Annotated in this window: 20 protein-coding genes; 4 read left to right on the top strand and 16 right to left on the bottom strand. The window is 55.3% G+C overall.

Features of this window, described 5'->3' with window-relative positions:
- Positions 1–120: 120 nt before the first annotated feature.
- A complete protein-coding gene (locus JOD69_RS01105; protein WP_210023761.1) occupies positions 121–531 on the bottom strand; it encodes a type II toxin-antitoxin system VapC family toxin in 411 nt (136 codons plus the stop codon).
- 2 nt (positions 532–533) lie between these two features.
- Positions 534–767 (bottom strand): AbrB/MazE/SpoVT family DNA-binding domain-containing protein, encoded by a 234-nt coding sequence (locus JOD69_RS01100; protein WP_133717603.1) that lies wholly within the window; start codon positions 765–767, stop codon positions 534–536.
- A gap of 580 nt (positions 768–1,347) precedes the next feature.
- Between JOD69_RS01100 and JOD69_RS01095 the strand changes: the two genes are divergently transcribed.
- The 3 genes from JOD69_RS01095 (at position 1,348) to tfpZ (ending at position 3,479) form a co-directional block, all read left to right on the top strand.
- Positions 1,348–1,500 (top strand): DUF86 domain-containing protein, encoded by a 153-nt coding sequence (locus JOD69_RS01095; RefSeq protein ID WP_347257321.1) that lies wholly within the window; start codon positions 1,348–1,350, stop codon positions 1,498–1,500.
- Between the two features lie 501 nt (positions 1,501–2,001).
- On the top strand, positions 2,002–2,520 hold the full coding sequence (locus JOD69_RS01090; protein WP_245245436.1) for a pilin: 519 nt from the start codon (positions 2,002–2,004) through the stop codon (positions 2,518–2,520).
- Positions 2,521–2,660: 140 nt separating this feature from the next.
- Positions 2,661–3,479, top strand: coding sequence for a TfpX/TfpZ family type IV pilin accessory protein (tfpZ, locus tag JOD69_RS01085; protein WP_280858145.1), 819 nt, complete (start codon positions 2,661–2,663; stop codon positions 3,477–3,479).
- 247 nt (positions 3,480–3,726) lie between these two features.
- On the opposite strand, the gene JOD69_RS01080 is transcribed toward tfpZ, so the two are convergent.
- From JOD69_RS01080 to msrA, 4 genes are all read right to left on the bottom strand, one after another.
- Positions 3,727–4,287, bottom strand: a complete 561-nt coding sequence (locus JOD69_RS01080) for a response regulator transcription factor (RefSeq protein ID WP_133717601.1) — start codon at positions 4,285–4,287, stop codon at positions 3,727–3,729.
- A gap of 5 nt (positions 4,288–4,292) precedes the next feature.
- Positions 4,293–5,609 (bottom strand): ATP-binding protein, encoded by a 1,317-nt coding sequence (locus JOD69_RS01075; RefSeq protein ID WP_077728526.1) that lies wholly within the window; start codon positions 5,607–5,609, stop codon positions 4,293–4,295.
- A 453-nt stretch (positions 5,610–6,062) separates the two neighbouring features.
- Complete coding sequence (locus tag JOD69_RS01070) at positions 6,063–6,842, bottom strand: M48 family metallopeptidase (RefSeq protein ID WP_156880836.1); 780 nt, start codon at positions 6,840–6,842, stop codon at positions 6,063–6,065.
- Positions 6,843–6,896: 54 nt separating this feature from the next.
- A complete protein-coding gene (msrA, locus tag JOD69_RS01065) occupies positions 6,897–7,559 on the bottom strand; it encodes a peptide-methionine (S)-S-oxide reductase MsrA (RefSeq protein ID WP_210023757.1) in 663 nt (220 codons plus the stop codon).
- 126 nt (positions 7,560–7,685) lie between these two features.
- Here msrA and hslO point away from each other — a divergent pair, with 126 nt between their 5' ends.
- Positions 7,686–8,555, top strand: coding sequence for an Hsp33 family molecular chaperone HslO (gene hslO, locus JOD69_RS01060; RefSeq protein WP_077728529.1), 870 nt, complete (start codon positions 7,686–7,688; stop codon positions 8,553–8,555).
- A 96-nt stretch (positions 8,556–8,651) separates the two neighbouring features.
- On the opposite strand, the gene JOD69_RS01055 is transcribed toward hslO, so the two are convergent.
- From JOD69_RS01055 to bioB, 10 genes are all read right to left on the bottom strand, one after another.
- Positions 8,652–9,518, bottom strand: a complete 867-nt coding sequence (locus JOD69_RS01055) for a cytochrome c oxidase subunit 3 (RefSeq protein ID WP_077728530.1) — start codon at positions 9,516–9,518, stop codon at positions 8,652–8,654.
- A gap of 39 nt (positions 9,519–9,557) precedes the next feature.
- Positions 9,558–10,103 carry a cytochrome c oxidase assembly protein gene (locus JOD69_RS01050; protein ID WP_077728531.1) on the bottom strand — a complete coding sequence of 182 codons (546 nt, stop codon included), beginning with the start codon at positions 10,101–10,103 and terminating at the stop codon, positions 9,558–9,560.
- A gap of 155 nt (positions 10,104–10,258) precedes the next feature.
- Complete coding sequence (gene ctaD / locus JOD69_RS01045) at positions 10,259–11,845, bottom strand: cytochrome c oxidase subunit I (RefSeq protein WP_086135132.1); 1,587 nt, start codon at positions 11,843–11,845, stop codon at positions 10,259–10,261.
- A 29-nt stretch (positions 11,846–11,874) separates the two neighbouring features.
- A complete protein-coding gene (gene coxB / locus JOD69_RS01040) occupies positions 11,875–12,996 on the bottom strand; it encodes a cytochrome c oxidase subunit II (protein WP_077732746.1) in 1,122 nt (373 codons plus the stop codon).
- A gap of 40 nt (positions 12,997–13,036) precedes the next feature.
- Complete coding sequence (locus JOD69_RS01035; RefSeq protein WP_210023756.1) at positions 13,037–13,519, bottom strand: DUF2244 domain-containing protein; 483 nt, start codon at positions 13,517–13,519, stop codon at positions 13,037–13,039.
- A 125-nt stretch (positions 13,520–13,644) separates the two neighbouring features.
- Positions 13,645–14,352, bottom strand: a complete 708-nt coding sequence (bioD, locus tag JOD69_RS01030; RefSeq protein WP_210023755.1) for a dethiobiotin synthase — start codon at positions 14,350–14,352, stop codon at positions 13,645–13,647.
- Complete coding sequence (bioC, locus tag JOD69_RS01025) at positions 14,343–15,185, bottom strand: malonyl-ACP O-methyltransferase BioC (RefSeq protein ID WP_210023754.1); 843 nt, start codon at positions 15,183–15,185, stop codon at positions 14,343–14,345. Before bioC ends, bioD begins: the two co-directional genes overlap by 10 nt.
- Positions 15,175–15,981, bottom strand: a complete 807-nt coding sequence (gene bioH, locus JOD69_RS01020) for a pimeloyl-ACP methyl ester esterase BioH (RefSeq protein ID WP_077732743.1) — start codon at positions 15,979–15,981, stop codon at positions 15,175–15,177. Before bioH ends, bioC begins: the two co-directional genes overlap by 11 nt.
- The gene (bioF, locus tag JOD69_RS01015) at positions 15,978–17,213 is read right to left on the bottom strand and encodes an 8-amino-7-oxononanoate synthase (RefSeq protein ID WP_210023753.1); all 1,236 of its coding nucleotides are present in this window, start codon (positions 17,211–17,213) and stop codon (positions 15,978–15,980) included. The genes bioH and bioF overlap by 4 nt, the downstream gene beginning before the upstream one ends.
- A gap of 35 nt (positions 17,214–17,248) precedes the next feature.
- Positions 17,249–18,265, bottom strand: a complete 1,017-nt coding sequence (gene bioB / locus JOD69_RS01010; RefSeq protein WP_210023752.1) for a biotin synthase BioB — start codon at positions 18,263–18,265, stop codon at positions 17,249–17,251.
- Positions 18,266–18,271: the final 6 nt, after the last annotated feature.

The raw sequence follows: 18,271 nt of genomic DNA, 5'->3' as shown, positions 1-18,271 counted from the left end.
TTCGTTGGGAACATTCAAAATCTCAGGCTGATATTACCGCATCCCAGGGCAAACATGCGGACGCCAAAGCCGCAGTGCAATCGCCTTTATCTCGCCCCCATATCCAGGTAAGGCGGACGGTCATGGGGTCAGCCAGTTTTCCACTTTGAGGCCGGGTACTCTGCGGAACTCATTCATGTTGTCGGTTACCAGTACGAGACCCAGCGATAGCGCATGTGCCGCAATCAGGCAATCATTCGCTCCAATCGGTGTGCCGGCTTTCTCCAATGTCGCTCGCAAGTCGGCATAGCTCCGATCAACTCCATCTTCCAGCGGGAGTACGTCAAGCGCCGCAAGCAGCTGTTCAATCTTGTGCGACAAGGTTGGCGAGCCTTTCTTAGCAGCGCCATAGCGTAGTTCGCAAGCGACGACAATGCTGGTGCAGACGGCGATTTCCCCTACCGCTGAGATGCGATTCACCACCGCGCCGGCCGGGTGCTTAACAATGCTGGACAGGATATTGGTATCGAGCAGATAGCAATGATCGGCCATGCTCAAAGATCCACGGGCTCCGGGGGAAAATCCTCGATTTCCGGAAATTCCTCGTCCAGCGGCTCCCAGGTGGCGAGAAGCGCCAGCAACGAGCGACGCTGGACAGGTTCGACAATCAGTCGATCCCCTTCCTTGCGGATGATGGCTTCATTACCCGGAAGCTCGAATTCGCGGGGAATCCGCAGCGCTTGATTGCGACCGTTCTTGAACAAACGGACATGGCGTTCAATATACATGACAGCCCTCCTATCGGATAATTGGCCTATGCTAGGCATAGGCTAGCAAATTGATCCTAAGGGGGCAACTCTCACGGACAGGATTGGATGGGTTTTGTCCATTGATGAATTTTTGTGCCGTCCAGCTTCAGTGGTCAGCGTTAAGTACATACCTATCACCTGGACAGGATGATAACGTTGCTCATCAGGTCATGAGAGCTCGCATGCCCTCTTTAGAACTGAAGATTTGCAATTTTTTGAGAATGCTGATTCTATCGAAAGCGTAGAACTATGGACTAGAAGCTGACTAATCAGTGATTCTTCTTGCGCGAACATTAAAGCGCCCAACTCGGACTGTTACAGTTCGTGCTGAATATCTTTGACCTTCCCCATAAAGTCGGACAACACCTTCTTAACAGTGTTCCAGAACATGTAGCGCGCAATTGGGTACTCCCGTATTGCGCCGCATGAATAAGACTTCCCATACGGCGCAATACACTGAAACTATTGCGCTCTACGCGGGCTGAATCTTTTGGTCATCGGCGAGGCAGCCACCAAATTAGTCAACGAGTATCCGGATTTTGCTGCCTAGCACCCCGAAATACCCTGGAAACCGATGCGAGGTATGCGAAACAGAATCGTCCACGGCTATTTCGAGATCAACGTGGAAGTCGTATGGAACACCATCCGTGAGTCTCTGCCAAAGTTCGAGCAACAATTGCTGGACTTGAGTCGGCAGTTGGAGAAGAAGTGAGGATAATTCTTCGCAGGCCAAAGTTAAGCACTCCATCATCGTTGCTTCAGCAAGTCGCACGTAATCTATGGGATGGGGGACCGATACGTCGAGCGGTTTCCGGTACAGTGAGCGGTCTAGCGTTCAGCAAAATTACCAAACCAGGCTTGTTCGCACTACGGAGCAAACATGTAGGGCGCAATAGCCTTAGCGTATTGCGCCGCATAGGAAGCCTCATTCATGCGGCGCAATACGGGAGTACCCTATTGCGCCCTACGCGGGCTGCCGGCCCACCCATCGCGGACGCGGAGCCACGAACAGAGCCAGAAAAGAAGGAGTGACCATTTGCGTCACTTTCCGACCATCCGAAGACAACCCTCGCCAGGAAAAATCCTGCCCAACCGAACGAACCAGCGCCCAGGGCGGGCTTTCGTCGATGGCACGCAAGCTGCTTATTTTGAACTCGCAGCTTTACAGCTTGTTTCCACCCATAAACATAAGGAGTTCATTGTCATGAACGTTATGAAAAAAGCACAACAAGGTTTCACCTTGATCGAGTTAATGATCGTCGTGGCCATCGTTGGCATTTTGGCGGCAGTCGCACTGCCGGCTTATCAAGATTACACAGTGCGCTCTAAAGTCACAGAAGGTTTGAGTCTGGCAGAAGGCGCCAAATCAGTTGTGACAGAGATGTGGCAGACGGACGGCAGTCTCGCCAATTTAACCCAAGCTATAGCTCCGGCATGCGTCGCCACGACCACATATTGCTTTACTCCCTCCAAGAACGTGACGTCGATCGCAATTACAGCAGCGAATGGGGAAGTCGCTATTACTTACGGTACTGGTGCAAACGCTATCCCACAACTTGCTGGCACAAACACTATCGTTTTGGTTCCAACGATAAATGCAGTTGCGCTTGCCCCGGGGGCGGCGGGCGATATGGATTGGCACTGCAAATCCGCTGGCTCAACTTTCGCTGTTGGCACCGCCGGTACGGTTCCGGCCAGGTATGCTCCAGCTAGCTGTCGCGGCGCGGTCTAAACCGGCCTAGCTTTGGCACATACACAAGGTTCAATTATAGACGAAGCGTGCCAATCGAACTCAAGCCCCTCTCTATTAGAGGGGCTTTTTCTTTGTAAGTGTCGATTTAATTGTATTGGCTATCCTTACTTCGCATACATATGGTGCCCTTACTATTTTCATTATGTCTGAGCCGACCGTTGCCGAATATATCCCGCTGGAAAGCCTCCGCCATTCATTTAGGTATCAGTGCTATGGTTATCGCGACTCTCAGCGCGTTGCTGGCCCTGAGCTGGTATCCGCCCACCTATGTCTGGGCGATGGGCGGACAGAGCCTCATCGCCATCCTCGTGGGAGTCGACATCATCCTGGGCCCTCTCCTGACGCTGATCGTCTGGAACATGGAAAAACCCAGCCTGCGCTTCGACATGGCGGTAATCGTCCTGTTGCAAATGCTGGCCTTAGGCTATGGGCTGTACAGCATGTTCTGGGCCCGTCCAGTTTACATGGTTTTCGCGATCGACCGCTTCGATCTAGTTACAGCAGCCGCGATCCCGACAACTGAATTGAAAAAAGTAAAACGCGAGGAATTCAGATCGTTGCCCCTGACCGGACCTGAAATCGTCGCTGTGCAAAGCCCTAGCGACGGCGCTGAGCGCACCAAAATCCTATTTTCCGCAGTCTCCGGAGGCATCGACCTCCCACAACTCCCGCAATATTACGTGCCCTATAGCGAAATGGCCGCTGAAGCGGTCCGGAAAGCCTTGCCACTCGACTCATTGTTGCAGCGCGATGCGGCAACCCGCAGCAAGCTTTTGACCTACCTGGAAGGCCACAAACTCGACCAGGCCAAGTTGAAGTTTCTGCCGCTCCAAGCGACGCAAAATGACCAGACAGTGTTGCTCGACAGCGCGACGGGTGCGATTCTCGATATCGTCGATATTGATCCCTGGCTGCAAACTGCGACCGACTCGAGGTAACGGGCTTACGCCCGTTGCCACTACCACACCAGCAGGTTAAGGAGGCTGGGATGAGTGATTTGATTACTCGTCCACCTGAGCTGGCTCAAGCAAGCTCCGCGAGCCCGTAACGTCAGCGTTACCCAGCGACCAGTGAAGTGATAACCATATTAAACGTCAGTTCCCTGCTAAAGGCCCAGAGCCGAGCAGAATATCAGCAAGAAAGAACGGGCCTGCGAACTGTTCCCTTCCACTGAGAACCCGAGCTTCACTCCCTCACCGGCCTCTTATCCAGCTTCCGCTGCAAAGTCCTGCGGTGCATGCCCAGCGCCCTTGCGGCAGCGGAGATATTGCCGCCGTGCTCGATCAAGACTTTTTGCAGATGCTCCCATTCCAGGCGCCGGACGGAGAGCGGCTTTTCCTTGATTTCGACGGAGACGTCGCCTTGATCCTTGTGGAGGGCCGCGACGATCTCGTCGGCATCGGCGGGCTTGGTGAGATATTGGATCGCGCCCAGTTTTATGGCTTCGACGGCCGTGGCGATGCTGGCGTACCCGGTTAAGACGACGATACGGGTGTTGGCGTCGAGATTGTGGAGCCGCTTGACCAAAATCAGCCCGGAATCGTGGCCGATCCGCAAATCGATCACCGCATACTCGGGCTCGATTTGTTCCGCCAGCGCGGTACCGGTCTCAAGGTCTTGAGCGGCGTGCACCTCGAATCCGCGCTTCTCGAGGGCTTGCTTCAAAACTCCACAGAACGTAGGGTCGTCATCGACTAATAACAGACTGGGACGAGGGGTATCGGATGAGGATTTTGCACTGTTCATAGATCTTAATTCGGACGCAGCAATGGAAGTTCGATGCGCGTGCAAGTGCCGCCTTCGACACGAGGTAACATCTCTATTCGACCGCCCAAGCGCTCGATAGTGGCAAATGCCAAGAATAGCCCGACCCCCAACCCATGTTCTTTAGTCGTGATCGGCGCCTTTCCCAGACGCTGGGATAGCGTAGGGGCAATGCCAGGTCCCTGGTCGAGGATCTCCAAAGTCGCGCGCTCGAAGCTCCAGCGGGCGCGCAGCTTTATCCCACGCGGCGAAACATCGGCGGCATTGTTGAGAATATTAACTAAAGCGTGGGTAAGGGTATCCTCGGCCAAAATGCACGGCGGAGGCAAAGGCCCAACCTTTTCGTATTCCAACTCGGCGTTGAGACGCTGTTTCCGCCAGCTATCCACCGTTTCCTCCAGATAGTTCGTCAGCGGCATTACGTGGCCCGATTCGGCTCTGATTGCACCGGCCGACGCCGACATGACCGAAAGGGCCTTTTTGCAGCGGACCACCTGCTCCCGCAGGATTTTCATTTTTTCCAACAAATCGTCTTGCTTGGCGCCTTCACATTCGCTCTCTATTTCATGAATCAGGATCGCCATGGTTCCCAGCGGGGTGCCCATCTCGTGCGCCGCACCGGCCGCCAGCGTCCCCAGCGCAACAACCCGCTCGTTCCGTAAAGCCTGCTCGCGAGCTTCAGCCAAGCGGCGTTCACGCTCTCTCAGTGTTTTCGCCATCTCTACGACGAAGTAAGCCACGAGAACGGCGCTGAATACGAACCCGAACCACATGCCGAACGCGTGCAGTTCAATGCTGTGGTCCTCCATCAGGGCCTGAACGGCGGGCGGGGCGTCGCCGTGCAAAGTTACGGCTTGAATGTCGGGAAGCGGCTGGTAAAAGCCGATGAGTATGGTGTAACACCCGGAAGTGAAGATCACCATATACCAGGTATAAAACTGGGGCAGCACGGTAGCCGCGATAATCAGCGGAAGCAGGAAAAACCAGGCCATGGGATTGGTGGCGCCCCCGGTGAAATAGAGAATCGCGGTAATCGCCAGGACGTCGAATGAAAGTTGCATGAACAACTCCATTTCGGCGACCGGGCGGGGATTGCTGAGCCTCAACCACGTCCACCAGTTGAAGGCGCCTAGCGCCGTCATGATGGCTGTAAGAGGCACTTCGCTAAGCGGTATCTCCAATCCGTAGACACTGATCAGAACGATAAGCGCTTGCCCCGTAATCATGAGATTGCGCAAAACGAACAGCCAGCGAAGGTTTTGACGAGCGTCGGTTTCCGTGTCCGCCGGAGTGGGAATGTTCATGAGCGGGTTTGAGTTCATGGAGCGGATTGTAAATGGCCGACTTTGTTGGGCGAATGCGACAATTTGTCACATTTTTGATTACTAATGTGACTGCTAGTATTAGATCGTGGTTTCTGATGCCTAAGGAACCGGCAAGACGGTAGCAGGCCGATGATCAGATGCTATCTGTAGCTGTGCGCTATAGCCTCCTCATTAAGGCAGAAGACTAGCTCTTCTGCCTTTTTTATTTTCCGATGGATTGTTTCCTTTCAACACGCGAATCCTTGGATTGCGCGACAATTTGTCACATTTCGCGTACAAGTTTCACTGCTAGAATGTTAATCACTCGTTAGGAGCTGCTCCTAGCTGAGACCAGACGCACGTTTAGTGCTCACAATCCTCCTCTTGACGTGCAGGGATCTTTCTCCCTGCACTTTTCTTTTTGCGCGAACGCGCATCGCCCGGGATGCCGGATCAACCACCGCAACGAGGGTTTTTACCCATTGCCTGTGCGTTTCGATACATTTCCAGGGCTTTGGGCATGTTTTGTTTAAGCTCTTGCATGCGAGTAGCATGAGACGGATGAGTCGAAAGAAACTCTATCGGCTGCCCACCGCCCGCTTGTTCCATATTGATCCAGAGATCGATGCTTTGTTGCGGGTTGAAGCCTGCTTTGGCCATCAGTTCCAATCCGAGCAAATCGGCCTCGCTTTCCTGTAGACGACTATACGGCATAAGAACACCGTATTGGGCGCCTAAGCCCAATACCCCCATCATCACTTGGCCCGTCTGAGTAGTCGGATTGGTTATCGCTTGGATGACATTCAGCCCTTGTTGCACGGCCACCTGCTGGGAAGCTCGCTCATTCGAATGCCGAGAAAGCACGTGCGCGACCTCATGCGCAATGACTGTCGCGAGCTGATCCTGATTCCGGGCGACCCGAAGTATGCCGGTATGTACACCGATTTTCCCGCCGGGCAGTGCAAATGCGTTGGGCGATTCGTCTTGAAACACCGTGACTTCCCATTCCCCCCCTACCTCCTTAACAATCGGCCCGGCTACACACACAACGTATTGATTCGTTTGCGGACTTTGATCGATGGGCAATTTTTGTTTCATGTTGACAAAGGCCTGTGCCCCCATGGCCGCCATTTGGTCCTCTGGCATTATCATGAACTGGGTGCGCCCCAAAGGTGAGGTCGCACAAGCTGAAAGGCCCAATGTGAAAAATGCAATCAACAGAATTCTTTTCATGGAAACTCTTAATATTGTGAGACGCCCGATAATAGCCAAAGGAGTTAAGTGCTATCAATCGGTGTCGGTGTGTACGCTCGCGCCAAATTCAGTAGGGCAATTTATTCCGGTACCGCCTAAACCGCAGTATCCGCCGGGATTCTTGGCCAGATATTGCTGGTGATAGGGTTCCGCATAGAAAAATTCGGGAGCCTCGCGGATTTCGGTGGTGATTCGCCCATATCCTTTTTGGCTCAAGGCTGCTTGATAAGCATCGCGGGCAACGATAGCCAGTTCTTTCTGGCGTGGCGTATAGGTGAAAATGACCGAGCGGTATTGCGTCCCGATGTCGTTGCCCTGGCGCATGCCTTGTGTAGGGTTGTGAGACTCCCAAAATAGTTTCAGCAAATCTTGGTAATGGATCTTATTAGGATCGTAGACTACGCGTACGACCTCGGCGTGACCGGTCATCCCGCTACATACTTCTTCGTAAGTGGGATTAGGCGTAGCTCCGCTAGCGTAGCCGACTGCCGTTACGTAAACGCCGGGCGTCTGCCAGAATTTCCGCTCCGCACCCCAAAAGCAGCCAAGACCGAAAACCGCAATTTCCGATCCTTCCGGATATGGCGGCTCCATCCGATGTCCATTTACAAAATGCAACTCCGGAACCGGCATCTTTTCCACTCGGCCGGGAAGAGCGGAATCGTCATCAGGCAGCGAAAGCTTTTTCGTAAACATGGAATTTACTCTTCGGTGATCTGTCAATCAGAAGCCGCATGAATATCGCTAGCAGAACCTTGTAGACTAGCAGTTTCTGCCTATTAAAAGGCAAAGTGACATTCCTTAAAACTTTTTGGTTAGACGATGAGTGAATTCGACAGTTTCCAAAGGTTCTTGTTTGAAGATCTCGGGATACGAGGCGAACTCGTACGGCTCGACGCGAGTTGGCAAGCCGTGCTCGAACGCCATCCTTACCCTCCTGCCGTATCGAGCCAGTTGGGACAAGCACTTGCTGCCGTGCTATTGCTATCCGCCACCATCAAGTTCAAGGGGTCTTTGATTCTTCAGGCTCAAGGCCACGGACCGCTGAATACTTTAGTGGCGCAGGCAACGCACCAGAGAACTATTCGCGGACTCGCACACTGGCGCGGCGAAGTGACGGGAGAAACGCTGTCCGACATCTACGGTCCGGGGCACTTGGTGTTGACGGTCCAGAACGAGGATTCCGAACCGTACCAGGGTATCGTCGCTCTCGAGGGAGACGATCTGGCCGGCGCTATCGAAACGTATTTTTCACGCTCGGAACAACTGGCGACCCGACTTTGGTTAGCGGCCGACGAACAGCGCGCAGCAGGGTTGCTCATCCAGGAACTGCCTGCCAAACAACGCGATCGCGACGATTGGACGCGCGTCGAATACTTGGCGGATACGGTTACCGAGGGGGAGTTGCTGAATTTACCCAGTCAAGAACTGTTGTATCGCCTCTTTAATGAAGAATCGGTACGGCTTTTCGACTCGGAACCGATCTCCTTCCGCTGTGGATGCTCGCGGGAGCGCATCGAATCCGTCCTGCTCACCTTGGGGAATCACGAGGTGGAATCGATTTTGGAGCAAGAGGATTCAGTCGAGGTTGGCTGCGAATTCTGCAACCGCCGTTATCATTTCGATCGCGTCGATATCGGCGGCTTATTTACCAATGAAATAAGACTCCCGTCTTCCTCGACTCGACAATGATCGGCCTGACATCTTTATTCGAATTTCCGGGCGGATAGACAAAAGGAGCGCTACCCAAGGAGAGTAGCGCCCCTTTTGGTAAAAAGCAGTGGCGGGTTACAGCCAGTAGACGAAAATGAAGAGGCCCAACCACACCACGTCGACAAAGTGCCAATACCAGGCGGCCGCTTCAAACGCGAAATGGTGTTCCGGGTTGAAGTGTCCGCGTATGCTCCGGAGCAAGACGACCGTAAGAATGATGGCACCGATGGTCACGTGCAAACCGTGGAACCCGGTCAGCATGAAGAACGTCGAGCCGTAGATTCCAGAGCCCAAGGTCAGCCCCATTTCGGTGTAGGCCTCGTGGTACTCGACCCCCTGCAGGATCACGAACAGAAAACCTAGGGCAACCGTAGCGATCAGACCTTTGATCAATTGTCCGCGATTATTCGCCAGCAATCCCCAGTGCGCCCAGGTAACGGTTCCGCCACTGCTCAACAGGATCAGAGTATTCAGAGCCGGAACACCCCATGCGCCCATGGGTTCGAACTCGCCGCCCACCTGTCCCGGTCCGTTGGTCGGCCACATCGCCTGAAATCCCTGCCACAAGTCTCCAGTCGCTCCGGCAGAGAAATTACCTTCTCCGCCCAACCACGGCACCGAGTAGATACGTGCGTAAAAGAGCGCGCCGAAGAACGCGGCAAAGAAGAATACTTCCGAGGTAATGAACCAAATCATCCCCATTCGAAACGAACCGTCCACCTGCTGGTTATACAACCCGGCGACGCTTTCCTTTATCACCGAGCCAAACCATCCGGCCATCATGAAGATCACGATGCCCGCTCCCAGCACCATTAAGGTTCCACCGATGCTCGATCCGTTAAGGTAATTAGCAAATCCCACGAGCAAAGTCGTCAGGCCGATCGATCCCACGATGGGCCAGTTCGCTTTGTGCGGTAGATAGTACGCGTCTTTCGTAGCCATTACATTCCCCTGCTTTTGAAATTGTTGATCTTTCTCTCGTCAGTTCTGGTTCTTGTCGGTGATATCGAAGAACGTGTAGGAAAGGGTCATATCCTTCACGTTTTCCGGAATGGACGGATCAATCACGAATCGAACCGGCATTTCGCGCAATTTGTGCGGTTCGAATTCTTGCTCGGAAAAACAAAAGCACTCGGTCTTGTTCAGGTATTCCGTGGCCACGCCGGGAGCTACGCTGGGAATGGCACGCCCGACCATTTTGTTATCGGTCGTATTTTCGGCATAGAACTTGACCGTGTAATACTGCCCCGGATGTATCTTCATCTTGTTTTTTTCCGCACGGAAAGCGAGCGGCATGTTCTCATTGACCGAGGTGATGAATTCGATCGTCAGTTCCCGCGATTGATCGACTACATAAGCGGCGTCCGCGACCGCCTCCGTTTTCACTTTTCCATTCAGTCCCGTAACCTCGCAGAACACGTTGTACAGCGGAACCATGGCGAAGCCGAAACCGAACATTCCGACAGCCACTAAGACGATTGACCAAATCAATCGCTTATTGACTTTTCTGCTTTCTGAATCGTTCACTGACCGGATGACGTAGTAATTAATTTAAGGATCGCACCGATGTAGAGCATCAGCGCGATAATCGCGATGACGACCGCCAACAGTACGTTCTTTTTTCGAATATCCATAGCGTTAAACCACAGTCCCCGCCCTAGAGGCGGGGACCGCTTCGTTTCCTATTTGATCTCGGGTGCCGTCGTCCAAGTGTGGTAGGGCGGCGGAGACGGCAAAGTCCATTCCAGACCGTGCTCGTGCGCGCCTTCCCAAACTTCGTCGGTCGCTTTCTCGCCGCCGCGGATGGCCTTGATGATCACGTAAACGAAAATCAGTTGCGAGAAACCGAAAACGAAGGCACCGACACTCGACCAAGCATTGAATTCCGCAAACTGGGTCGCGTAATCCGGAATCCGGCGCGGCATGCCGGCCAGTCCCAAAAAGTGCTGCGGGAAGAACAACAGATTGACCGAGATGGTCGACAGCCAGAAATGTAGCTTGCCCAAACGCTCGTCATACATGTGGCCGGTCCACTTGGGCAGCCAGTAATAGGTCGCCGCGAAGAGCGCGAATACCGCACCGGGCACCAACACATAGTGGAAGTGGGCGACGATGAAGTAAGTGTCATGGTACTGGAGGTCGGCAGGCGAAATAGCCATCATCAGCCCAGTGAAGCCTCCCATCGTGAACAGGACCACGAAAGCGATGGCGAATAGCATCGGCGTTTCGAAGGTCATCGCGCCTTTCCACATCGTGGAGACCCAGTTGAACACCTTCACCCCGGTGGGCACGGCGATCAACATCGTGGCGTAGGTGAAATACAGCTCCCCGGCAAGCGGCATGCCGACGGTATACTGGTGATGCGCCCAGACGACGAAAGACAGGAGCCCGATCGAAGCCGTGGCATAAACCATCGAGCTGTAACCGAACAGCGGCTTGCGCGCAAACGTCGGGATAATCATGGAAATCACCCCGAACGAGGGCAGAATCATGATGTAAACCTCGGGATGCCCGAAGAACCAGAACAAGTGCTGATAAAGCACTGGGTCGCCGCCACCGGCTGCATTAAAGAAGCTCGTGCCGAAGAACTTGTCGGTCAGGAGCATGGTCACCGCGCCTGCGAACACCGGCATGACGGCGATCAAGAGGAATGCGGTGATGACCCAGGTCCACACGAACAATGGCATCTTCATCAGCGTCATGCCGGGCGCGCGCATATTGAACACGGTGACGATGATGTTGATCGCCGCCATGATCGACGAGATACCCAGCAAGTGGACCGAAAAGATGGCAAACGGCAGATGCGCGCCGCCTTGGAGAACCAGAGGCGGATAGAGCGTCCACCCGGCTGCCGGCGCACCGCCCTCCATGAACAGCGTGCTCGCGAGGAGCAGCAAGGCGAAAGGCAGAAGCCAGAAACTCCAGTTATTCAACCGGGGCAAAGCCATATCCGGCGAACCGATCATGATCGGGATCATCCAGTTTGCCAAGCCTGCAAAAGCCGGCATGACCGCGCCAAACACCATGACCAGGGCGTGCAATGTGGTCATTTGGTTAAAGAACATCGGATCCACGAACTGCATGCCGGGTGCGAACAGCTCGGCACGAATGACCAGTGCCATAGCGCCTCCGACCAGGAACATGATCAGGGCGGTGGTCATGTATAGGGTTCCGATGTCCTTATGGTTGGTAGTGAACACCCATCTCATGATCCCTTTGGCGGGGCCATGGTCATGATGCTCATCATGAGTTGCCACTGCTGATGACATAGCACTTCACCTCATCTACTGTTAATCGATTAATGTTGCGACTTGATTTCGGACGGCTGAACCATGTCGCCCTTGTTATTGCCGAAGGCGTTCCGCTGATAAGTCACTACGGCGGCGACTTCCACCGGATTGAGCGAATCGTCGAATGCAGGCATCATGTCTCCCTTGCCTTTCAGTACGACGTTAAGGTGTTCATCCATCGAGCCGGTCGCAACCGGACTGTCCTTGATCGCCGGGAAAGTTCCCGGGATGCCTTCGCCATTGGCCTGATGGCAACCCGCGCAACTGGAGTTATAAACCTCCTTCCCTTTCGCCATCAGCTCATCCATGGTGAAAGCCTTGGTCGCTTCGGCCTTGACTACTTCAGCCTTAGTCTTCTGCTCGGCAACCCATTGTTTATATTCCTCGTTGGTCTTGGCGATTACGACAATAGGCATGAAGCCATGATCGCGGCCGCAAAGTTCCGCGCACTGCCCGCGGTAAATGCCCGGTTTCTCGATCTTCGCCCAAGCGTCGGTCACGAAGCCTGGAATGGTATCTTTCTTCCAGCCGAGGTCAGGTACCCACCAGGAGTGGATCACGTCGGCGCCCGTGAACAGAAACCGTATCTTTTTGTTGACCGGGACCACCAAAGGATTATCGACGTTCAGCAGATAATTAGGGATTGAGGCGGGATCGATATTGGCACCCAATTGGCGGGCTTCATTGCTTTTGGCATCCAAGGTACTGAAGAAATCGATGCCTTCGTCGAGATATTCATAGCGCCACTTCCACTGATAGCCGGTGACCTTGACGGTCATGTCCGCTCCACTGGTGTCATAAGCCTTGACCATCACGCTGGTTGCCGGGATAGCCATGCCCAAAAGAATGAGGAAAGGAATAACCGTCCAAACGATTTCGAGTTTTGTATTTTCGTGAAACTGCGCCGGCACCACTCCTTTGGATTTCCGGTGATGCATGATCGAGTAAATCATGAGGCCGTACACGCCTACGCCGATCACTACGCAAATCCACAGAATCAACATGTGTAAATCGTGGATATCGCGGCTGACCTCGGTGACGCCCGGCGTCATGTTAAGTGCATAGTCGGCGTGCGCTTCCCCCCATAACACTAACCCCAACCCAGCAAGCAGTCGTCTTATCTTATTCACGGAGCCCTCTCCTCAGTCTATAGAAATGCTTTGTGTCTAATCATTTGCTATCAAACAAAATCTTTCGCAATTCGCTCGCGAGCGCCGCGCGCTCGGGCTCGGCCAAAAATCGGCCGATTTCAATTTCCTTTCCATGGGAGCGAAACGACAAACGGCTTGGGTACCCTTTTATCGGCGATTCAGTCCAATCGAGCGCAACCCATGCGCGCTGAAATCGGTAGATCTGCTCCGGTGTGCCATAACCTCGCTCCAACTGAACCAAGGTCTCCGTGACCGTAATGACTTCGCGAATCCTACAGTTTCTCAGACCAAGCCTGAAGCAATAGGCCAATAGAACCCATTCCGCCCCGGAAAATGGCAACACGAGCCACGCACCCATCGATGCAAAGCTCCCTGCGATAACCGCCATCACCAAGGCGATTCCGAGCATCAGAAACGATGCTTGACGACCGTTTAGGGACGCATTCGGCGTCAGTACGAATCGTTGGCTGCCAGGCCTAGCATCCCGTTCTGACTCGATCATTCGAACTTCCGACCTCGGCACGATTCATGAGTCGGACACCAACTCGAGTCCGGGCTCAAACAGAACCAAAAACACCTGAGAAAACCGGCCTGCAGCTAGCGCAGCTTAAGCCGCGAGACTGTAACTTATGAATACAGCGCATGCAAGATTTTATCCTTTACCACAGTAGGGAAAATATCCCGCGCAACAAACTCTTTCTCACTATTAAACGGCACGACGGCCAGCAACGGCCAATCGAGCGAATGATCCAAGGTCTCGATATTTTCGGTAGACAATAAAAAATCCGGTTCGATTTGGTTGGCAATCCAGCCTATACAATTCGCGCCGGCATTTTCGATCGCACACTGGGTCAGCAAAGCATGATTCAAACAACCGAGACGCAACCCCACCACAAGCAACACAGGGAGGCCAAGCACCCCGACTAGATCGGCCACCCGCTGCCGCTCGTTCAAAGGCACCTCCCAGCCGCCGACACCTTCCACCACCACGTAGTCGGCGGACCCGGCCAATTCCTCGTAGACCTGCAGAATACGCTGAAAGTCGATTTCTCGGCCCGACTTCTTGGCGGCGATATGGGGCGAAACCGGGAGTTCGAAAACGAATGGATTGACCTGATTGTAGTCCAGCCGAATCGACGCATTCGCCTGAAGCGTCAAGGCATCCTCGTTGACCAACCGTCCATCCTGCCAAAATGCTCCGGTCGCCACCGGTTTCATGCCCGCCACTTTCAGTCCGGCGTCCTGTAACAGCCGCATCAACCCCAAGCTTATGATGGTCTTGCCGACGCCGGTGTCGGTACCCGTCACGAAGATACCGCGCGCCTTCAACGACATTTCGCGGGACCTCTGGCACACCCATAAACGACCTCGAAGGTGGCATCCAGACCACTGCCGCCCGATTGCCGTTCATAGGCCGCGATCATGCGCCGCAACGCGCCCTTGCCGGTTAAATGGCGCGGTCTGTCTAGCGTTACATTATGAGCACCAAGGCCCTTCAATTCTCGCATCAAGTCATAAACCGAGCCGTACTCCAGCCTATGGACCTCGGCGGCGACATCGATTTCCTGGAATCCCGCCTCTCGCAGGGCCGACCTCACCGCCGCAGAATCGCCGAACCGATTGACGTGGGAGTAATCGTCGACCGATGCCCATGCGGACCGAAGTTCCTTCAGCGTCTCGGCACCAAACGTGCTGAAAAGAGCGATACCGGCCGGCCTCAAGACGCGCCCGATTTCGCGAAATACGGAGTCGAGGCCGGAACACCATTGAATCGCCACATTGGAAAAAACCAGGTCGATCGAACGGTCCCGAAATGGCATTGCCTCGGCATCGCCGCATACCAACCGTCCGGCCCCCGACTCGCCATACCGCGACTTGGCGAAACGCAGCATGCCTTCAGCGATATCCAAAGCCACGAGGTCCGCCTTTGGATACAGCTCAATCAGCCGTGTCGCCAAATACCCGGTTCCGGAACCAGCATCCACGATTCTCTCCGGAGCGAGGCTCATACCCGCCAAACGGGACAGCAGCTTCTCGCCTACCCTGCGCTGCAATTCAGCGAGTCCGTCATAACGTTCCGCGGCTGCGCCAAAAGAACGACCGATCAACCGCTTATCGGGACGGCCGTCGGAGCCGCATTCGCTGGTTGGCAAAGATTCAACAGCCATCATGTCTTGCGACGAAATCCGTAATGAACGAGGCGGTCTCCGCGGGATGCGTGAGAAACGGCAGATGGGCCGCCCCATCGATCACATGCAATTCGCTTCGAGGGTTCAGCGCTTGCATCGACGCCCCGGCGGACTTGGGAACCAATCGGTCCCGCGCCCCCAGAATAATCAAGCTGGGAACGATTGATCGACGCAAGACTTCGCGCAAATCGGCCTGCCGCAGCAAATTCAACCCGCTGTGCAGCGCCGCCCCATCGGGGGGATCGCATTCCGCCACTTTCGCCGCCAACTCCTTGACCAGTAGCCTCGCGTTCTCCATGCCGAAGATTTGAAGCCCGAGAAAATGCCGGATCGTGCCTTCATAATCCTCTTCCAAGGCTGAAGCAAACTCCGCGAGCAGCGCGGGATCGACGCCCGGCCAATCGTTTTCCGCTCCGCGGTTCTTCGAGTCGGCCACGAAACGCGCACTTCCGGCCACGACGATGATGCTTTTCGCGCGGGTCGGGCATTGATCCGCAATGTGCAGCACGGGCAAAGCTCCCAGCGACCAGCCCAGCCAGTGGGCACGCTCCGGCGCGGTCTCCATCAAGGCATCGGCAAGATGATCGATGGAAAAGTCGGCGATGCTTTCGCTGCGCCCATGCCCCGGAAGGTCGACCAAAGTGACCCGAGCCTTGGCGGCCAGCATCTCCGCAAAATCCCGCCAAATACCGCTGTGCATTCCCCAGCCATGCACCATAACGAGATCCGGCCCTTGACCGAAAGTTTCCCGGTACAACAGATCTCGCTTTCTCATCCCGAATGACCTGCGGGAGACGGGAGGGCCTCGTTGGTCATACTACGATCCTCACCCCCGTTGCTGCCGAATGTTTCAAGCGGCAGATCGGCCAGCGCCCCCAAAAGCCGGTCCACCTGAGCCTCGGTATGCTCGGCGGTAAATGTGAAACGCAAGCGCGCCGTACCCGCCGGAACGGTCGGCGGCCGAATGGCGGCGGCCAGGAAGCCGGCGGACAGCAAGACCTCGCTCGCTCGCACGGCGCTTTGATTGTCGCCTACCACGATCGGCTGAATCGGGGTATCGGATTCCATGAGACGCAGCCCTATCTGCGCAGCCCCGGTGCGGAAGCGATGTACCAGACCGTTCACTCTGTCCCGCCGCCAGGATTCTTCCCGAATCAGGCGCAGGCTGGCCCGGGTTGCTTCCGCCACGGCTTGAGGCATGGCCGTCGTGTAAATATAGGTACGGCCGCGCTGGATCAGAAACTCGATAAGATCTGCGCTACCGGCGACGAATGCGCCGAAGGTGCCGAATGCCTTTCCGAGAGTGCCGACGAGCACCGGCACATCGTCCGGAGTCAAACCGAACCGAGCCAGGCTGCCGCGCCCGCCGTCTCCCGTTACCCCGAGACCGTGGGCATCGTCGATCATCAGCAAAGCGCTCCGTTGCCGGGCCAACGCCGCCAAAGCGGGAAGCGGAGCGAGATCGCCATCCATGCTGAATACTCCGTCGCTCGCTATGAGACATCGCTTTCCGGCGGAGAGCTCCAGCTCGCGCCCCAGCGCCGCAGGATCGGAATGGGGATAACGCTTGAGCCGGGCGCCCGAAAGCAGCGCAGCGTCGAGCAACGAGGCATGATTGAGGCGATCCTCGAAAACCTCATCGCCGCGCCCCGCTAAAGCGGAAATCACACCGAGATTGGCCATGTAGCCGGTGGAAAACAGCAAGGCGCGTTCCCTGCCGGTAAATTCGGCCAGTTCTTCCTCCAATGCATGATGAGCGCGACCGTGACCACAGACCAGGTGAGCCGCGCCGGCCCCGACGCCATAGCGCTCGGCTCCCTGCCGGAACGCTGCGACGACGGCCGGATGGTTCGCGAGCCCAAGATAGTCGTTGCTGCAAAAGTTGACCACACGCCGTCCGTCGACGGTGACTTCGGCGCCCTGAGGCCCTTCGACGACCTGGCGCCGACGGTAGAGCCCCCGCTTTTCGATCTCGTCGAGCTGACCGCGCAGCCAGTTACGCCACATGTACTTTCAGCAATTCCGAGCTTTCGGAAAAACGCTCAAGCGTGATCGACGCATCCGGACATCCGAATCCCGAGGCGCCGGAAAAGCCGCTTATCGTTCTCGACGGTCGGATTTTCCGTCGTCAAAAGCTTTTCGCCGTAGAAAATGGAGTTGGCGCCGGCGAGGAAACACAGCGCTTGGATTTCATCGCTCATATCCGTACGTCCGGCGGACAAACGCACCCGCGATTTCGGCATTAGGATGCGCGCCACGGCGACCGTCCTCACGAAAACGAAAGAATCCAGCCTGGACGCCCCGGCCAAGGGCGTGCCCTCCACCTGAACCAGCATGTTGATGGGCACGCTCTCGGGATGTTTCGGCAGATTCGCCAATTCGAGAAGCAGCCCTGCGCGGTCCCGGTCGCTCTCCCCCATTCCGACGATTCCGCCGCAGCACACGTTGATCCCGGCATCGCGTACGCGCTCCAGCGTATCGAGACGGTCCTGATAGGTGCGGGTTGTAATGATCTTGGAGTAATACTCTTCCGAGGTGTCCAGATTGTGGTTGTAATAGTCGAGCCCGGACTCTTTCAGCCGCTGCGTCTGGCCGTCCGTGAGCATGCCCAGAGTGACGCAGGTTTCCAGTCCCAAAGCTTTCACGCCCTCGATCATCTCGCAAACCCGCTCGACGTCGCGGTCTTTCGGACTGCGCCAGGCCGCCCCCATGCAAAACCGGGTTGCGCCCTGGTCTTTGGCCACGCGCGCCGCGTTCAGCACCTCGTCCAAAGGCATCAAATCTTCGCGCTTCAAATCCGTGTCGTAACGGGCGCTCTGCGGACAGTAGGCGCAGTCCTCCGAACAAGCGCCGGTTTTGATGCTCAGGAGACTGCTGACCTGAACCTCGTTCGGATTAAAATGTTGCCGGTGAACGGTTTGCGCCCGATAGACGAGATCGTTGAACGGCAAAGCAAACAATGCCTCGACCTCATCCAATCGCCAGTCGTGACGCAGCGGACTACCCGAAAAATACGCTTGGGCCGCTGCATTCAACTGGAACTCTTCTGCTATTTTCATGGCTAC

The organism is Methylocaldum sp. RMAD-M, assembly GCF_017832375.1.
GTDB lineage: Bacteria > Pseudomonadota > Gammaproteobacteria > Methylococcales > Methylococcaceae > Methylocaldum.
This window is presented reverse-complemented; position numbering and strand designations above follow the sequence as displayed.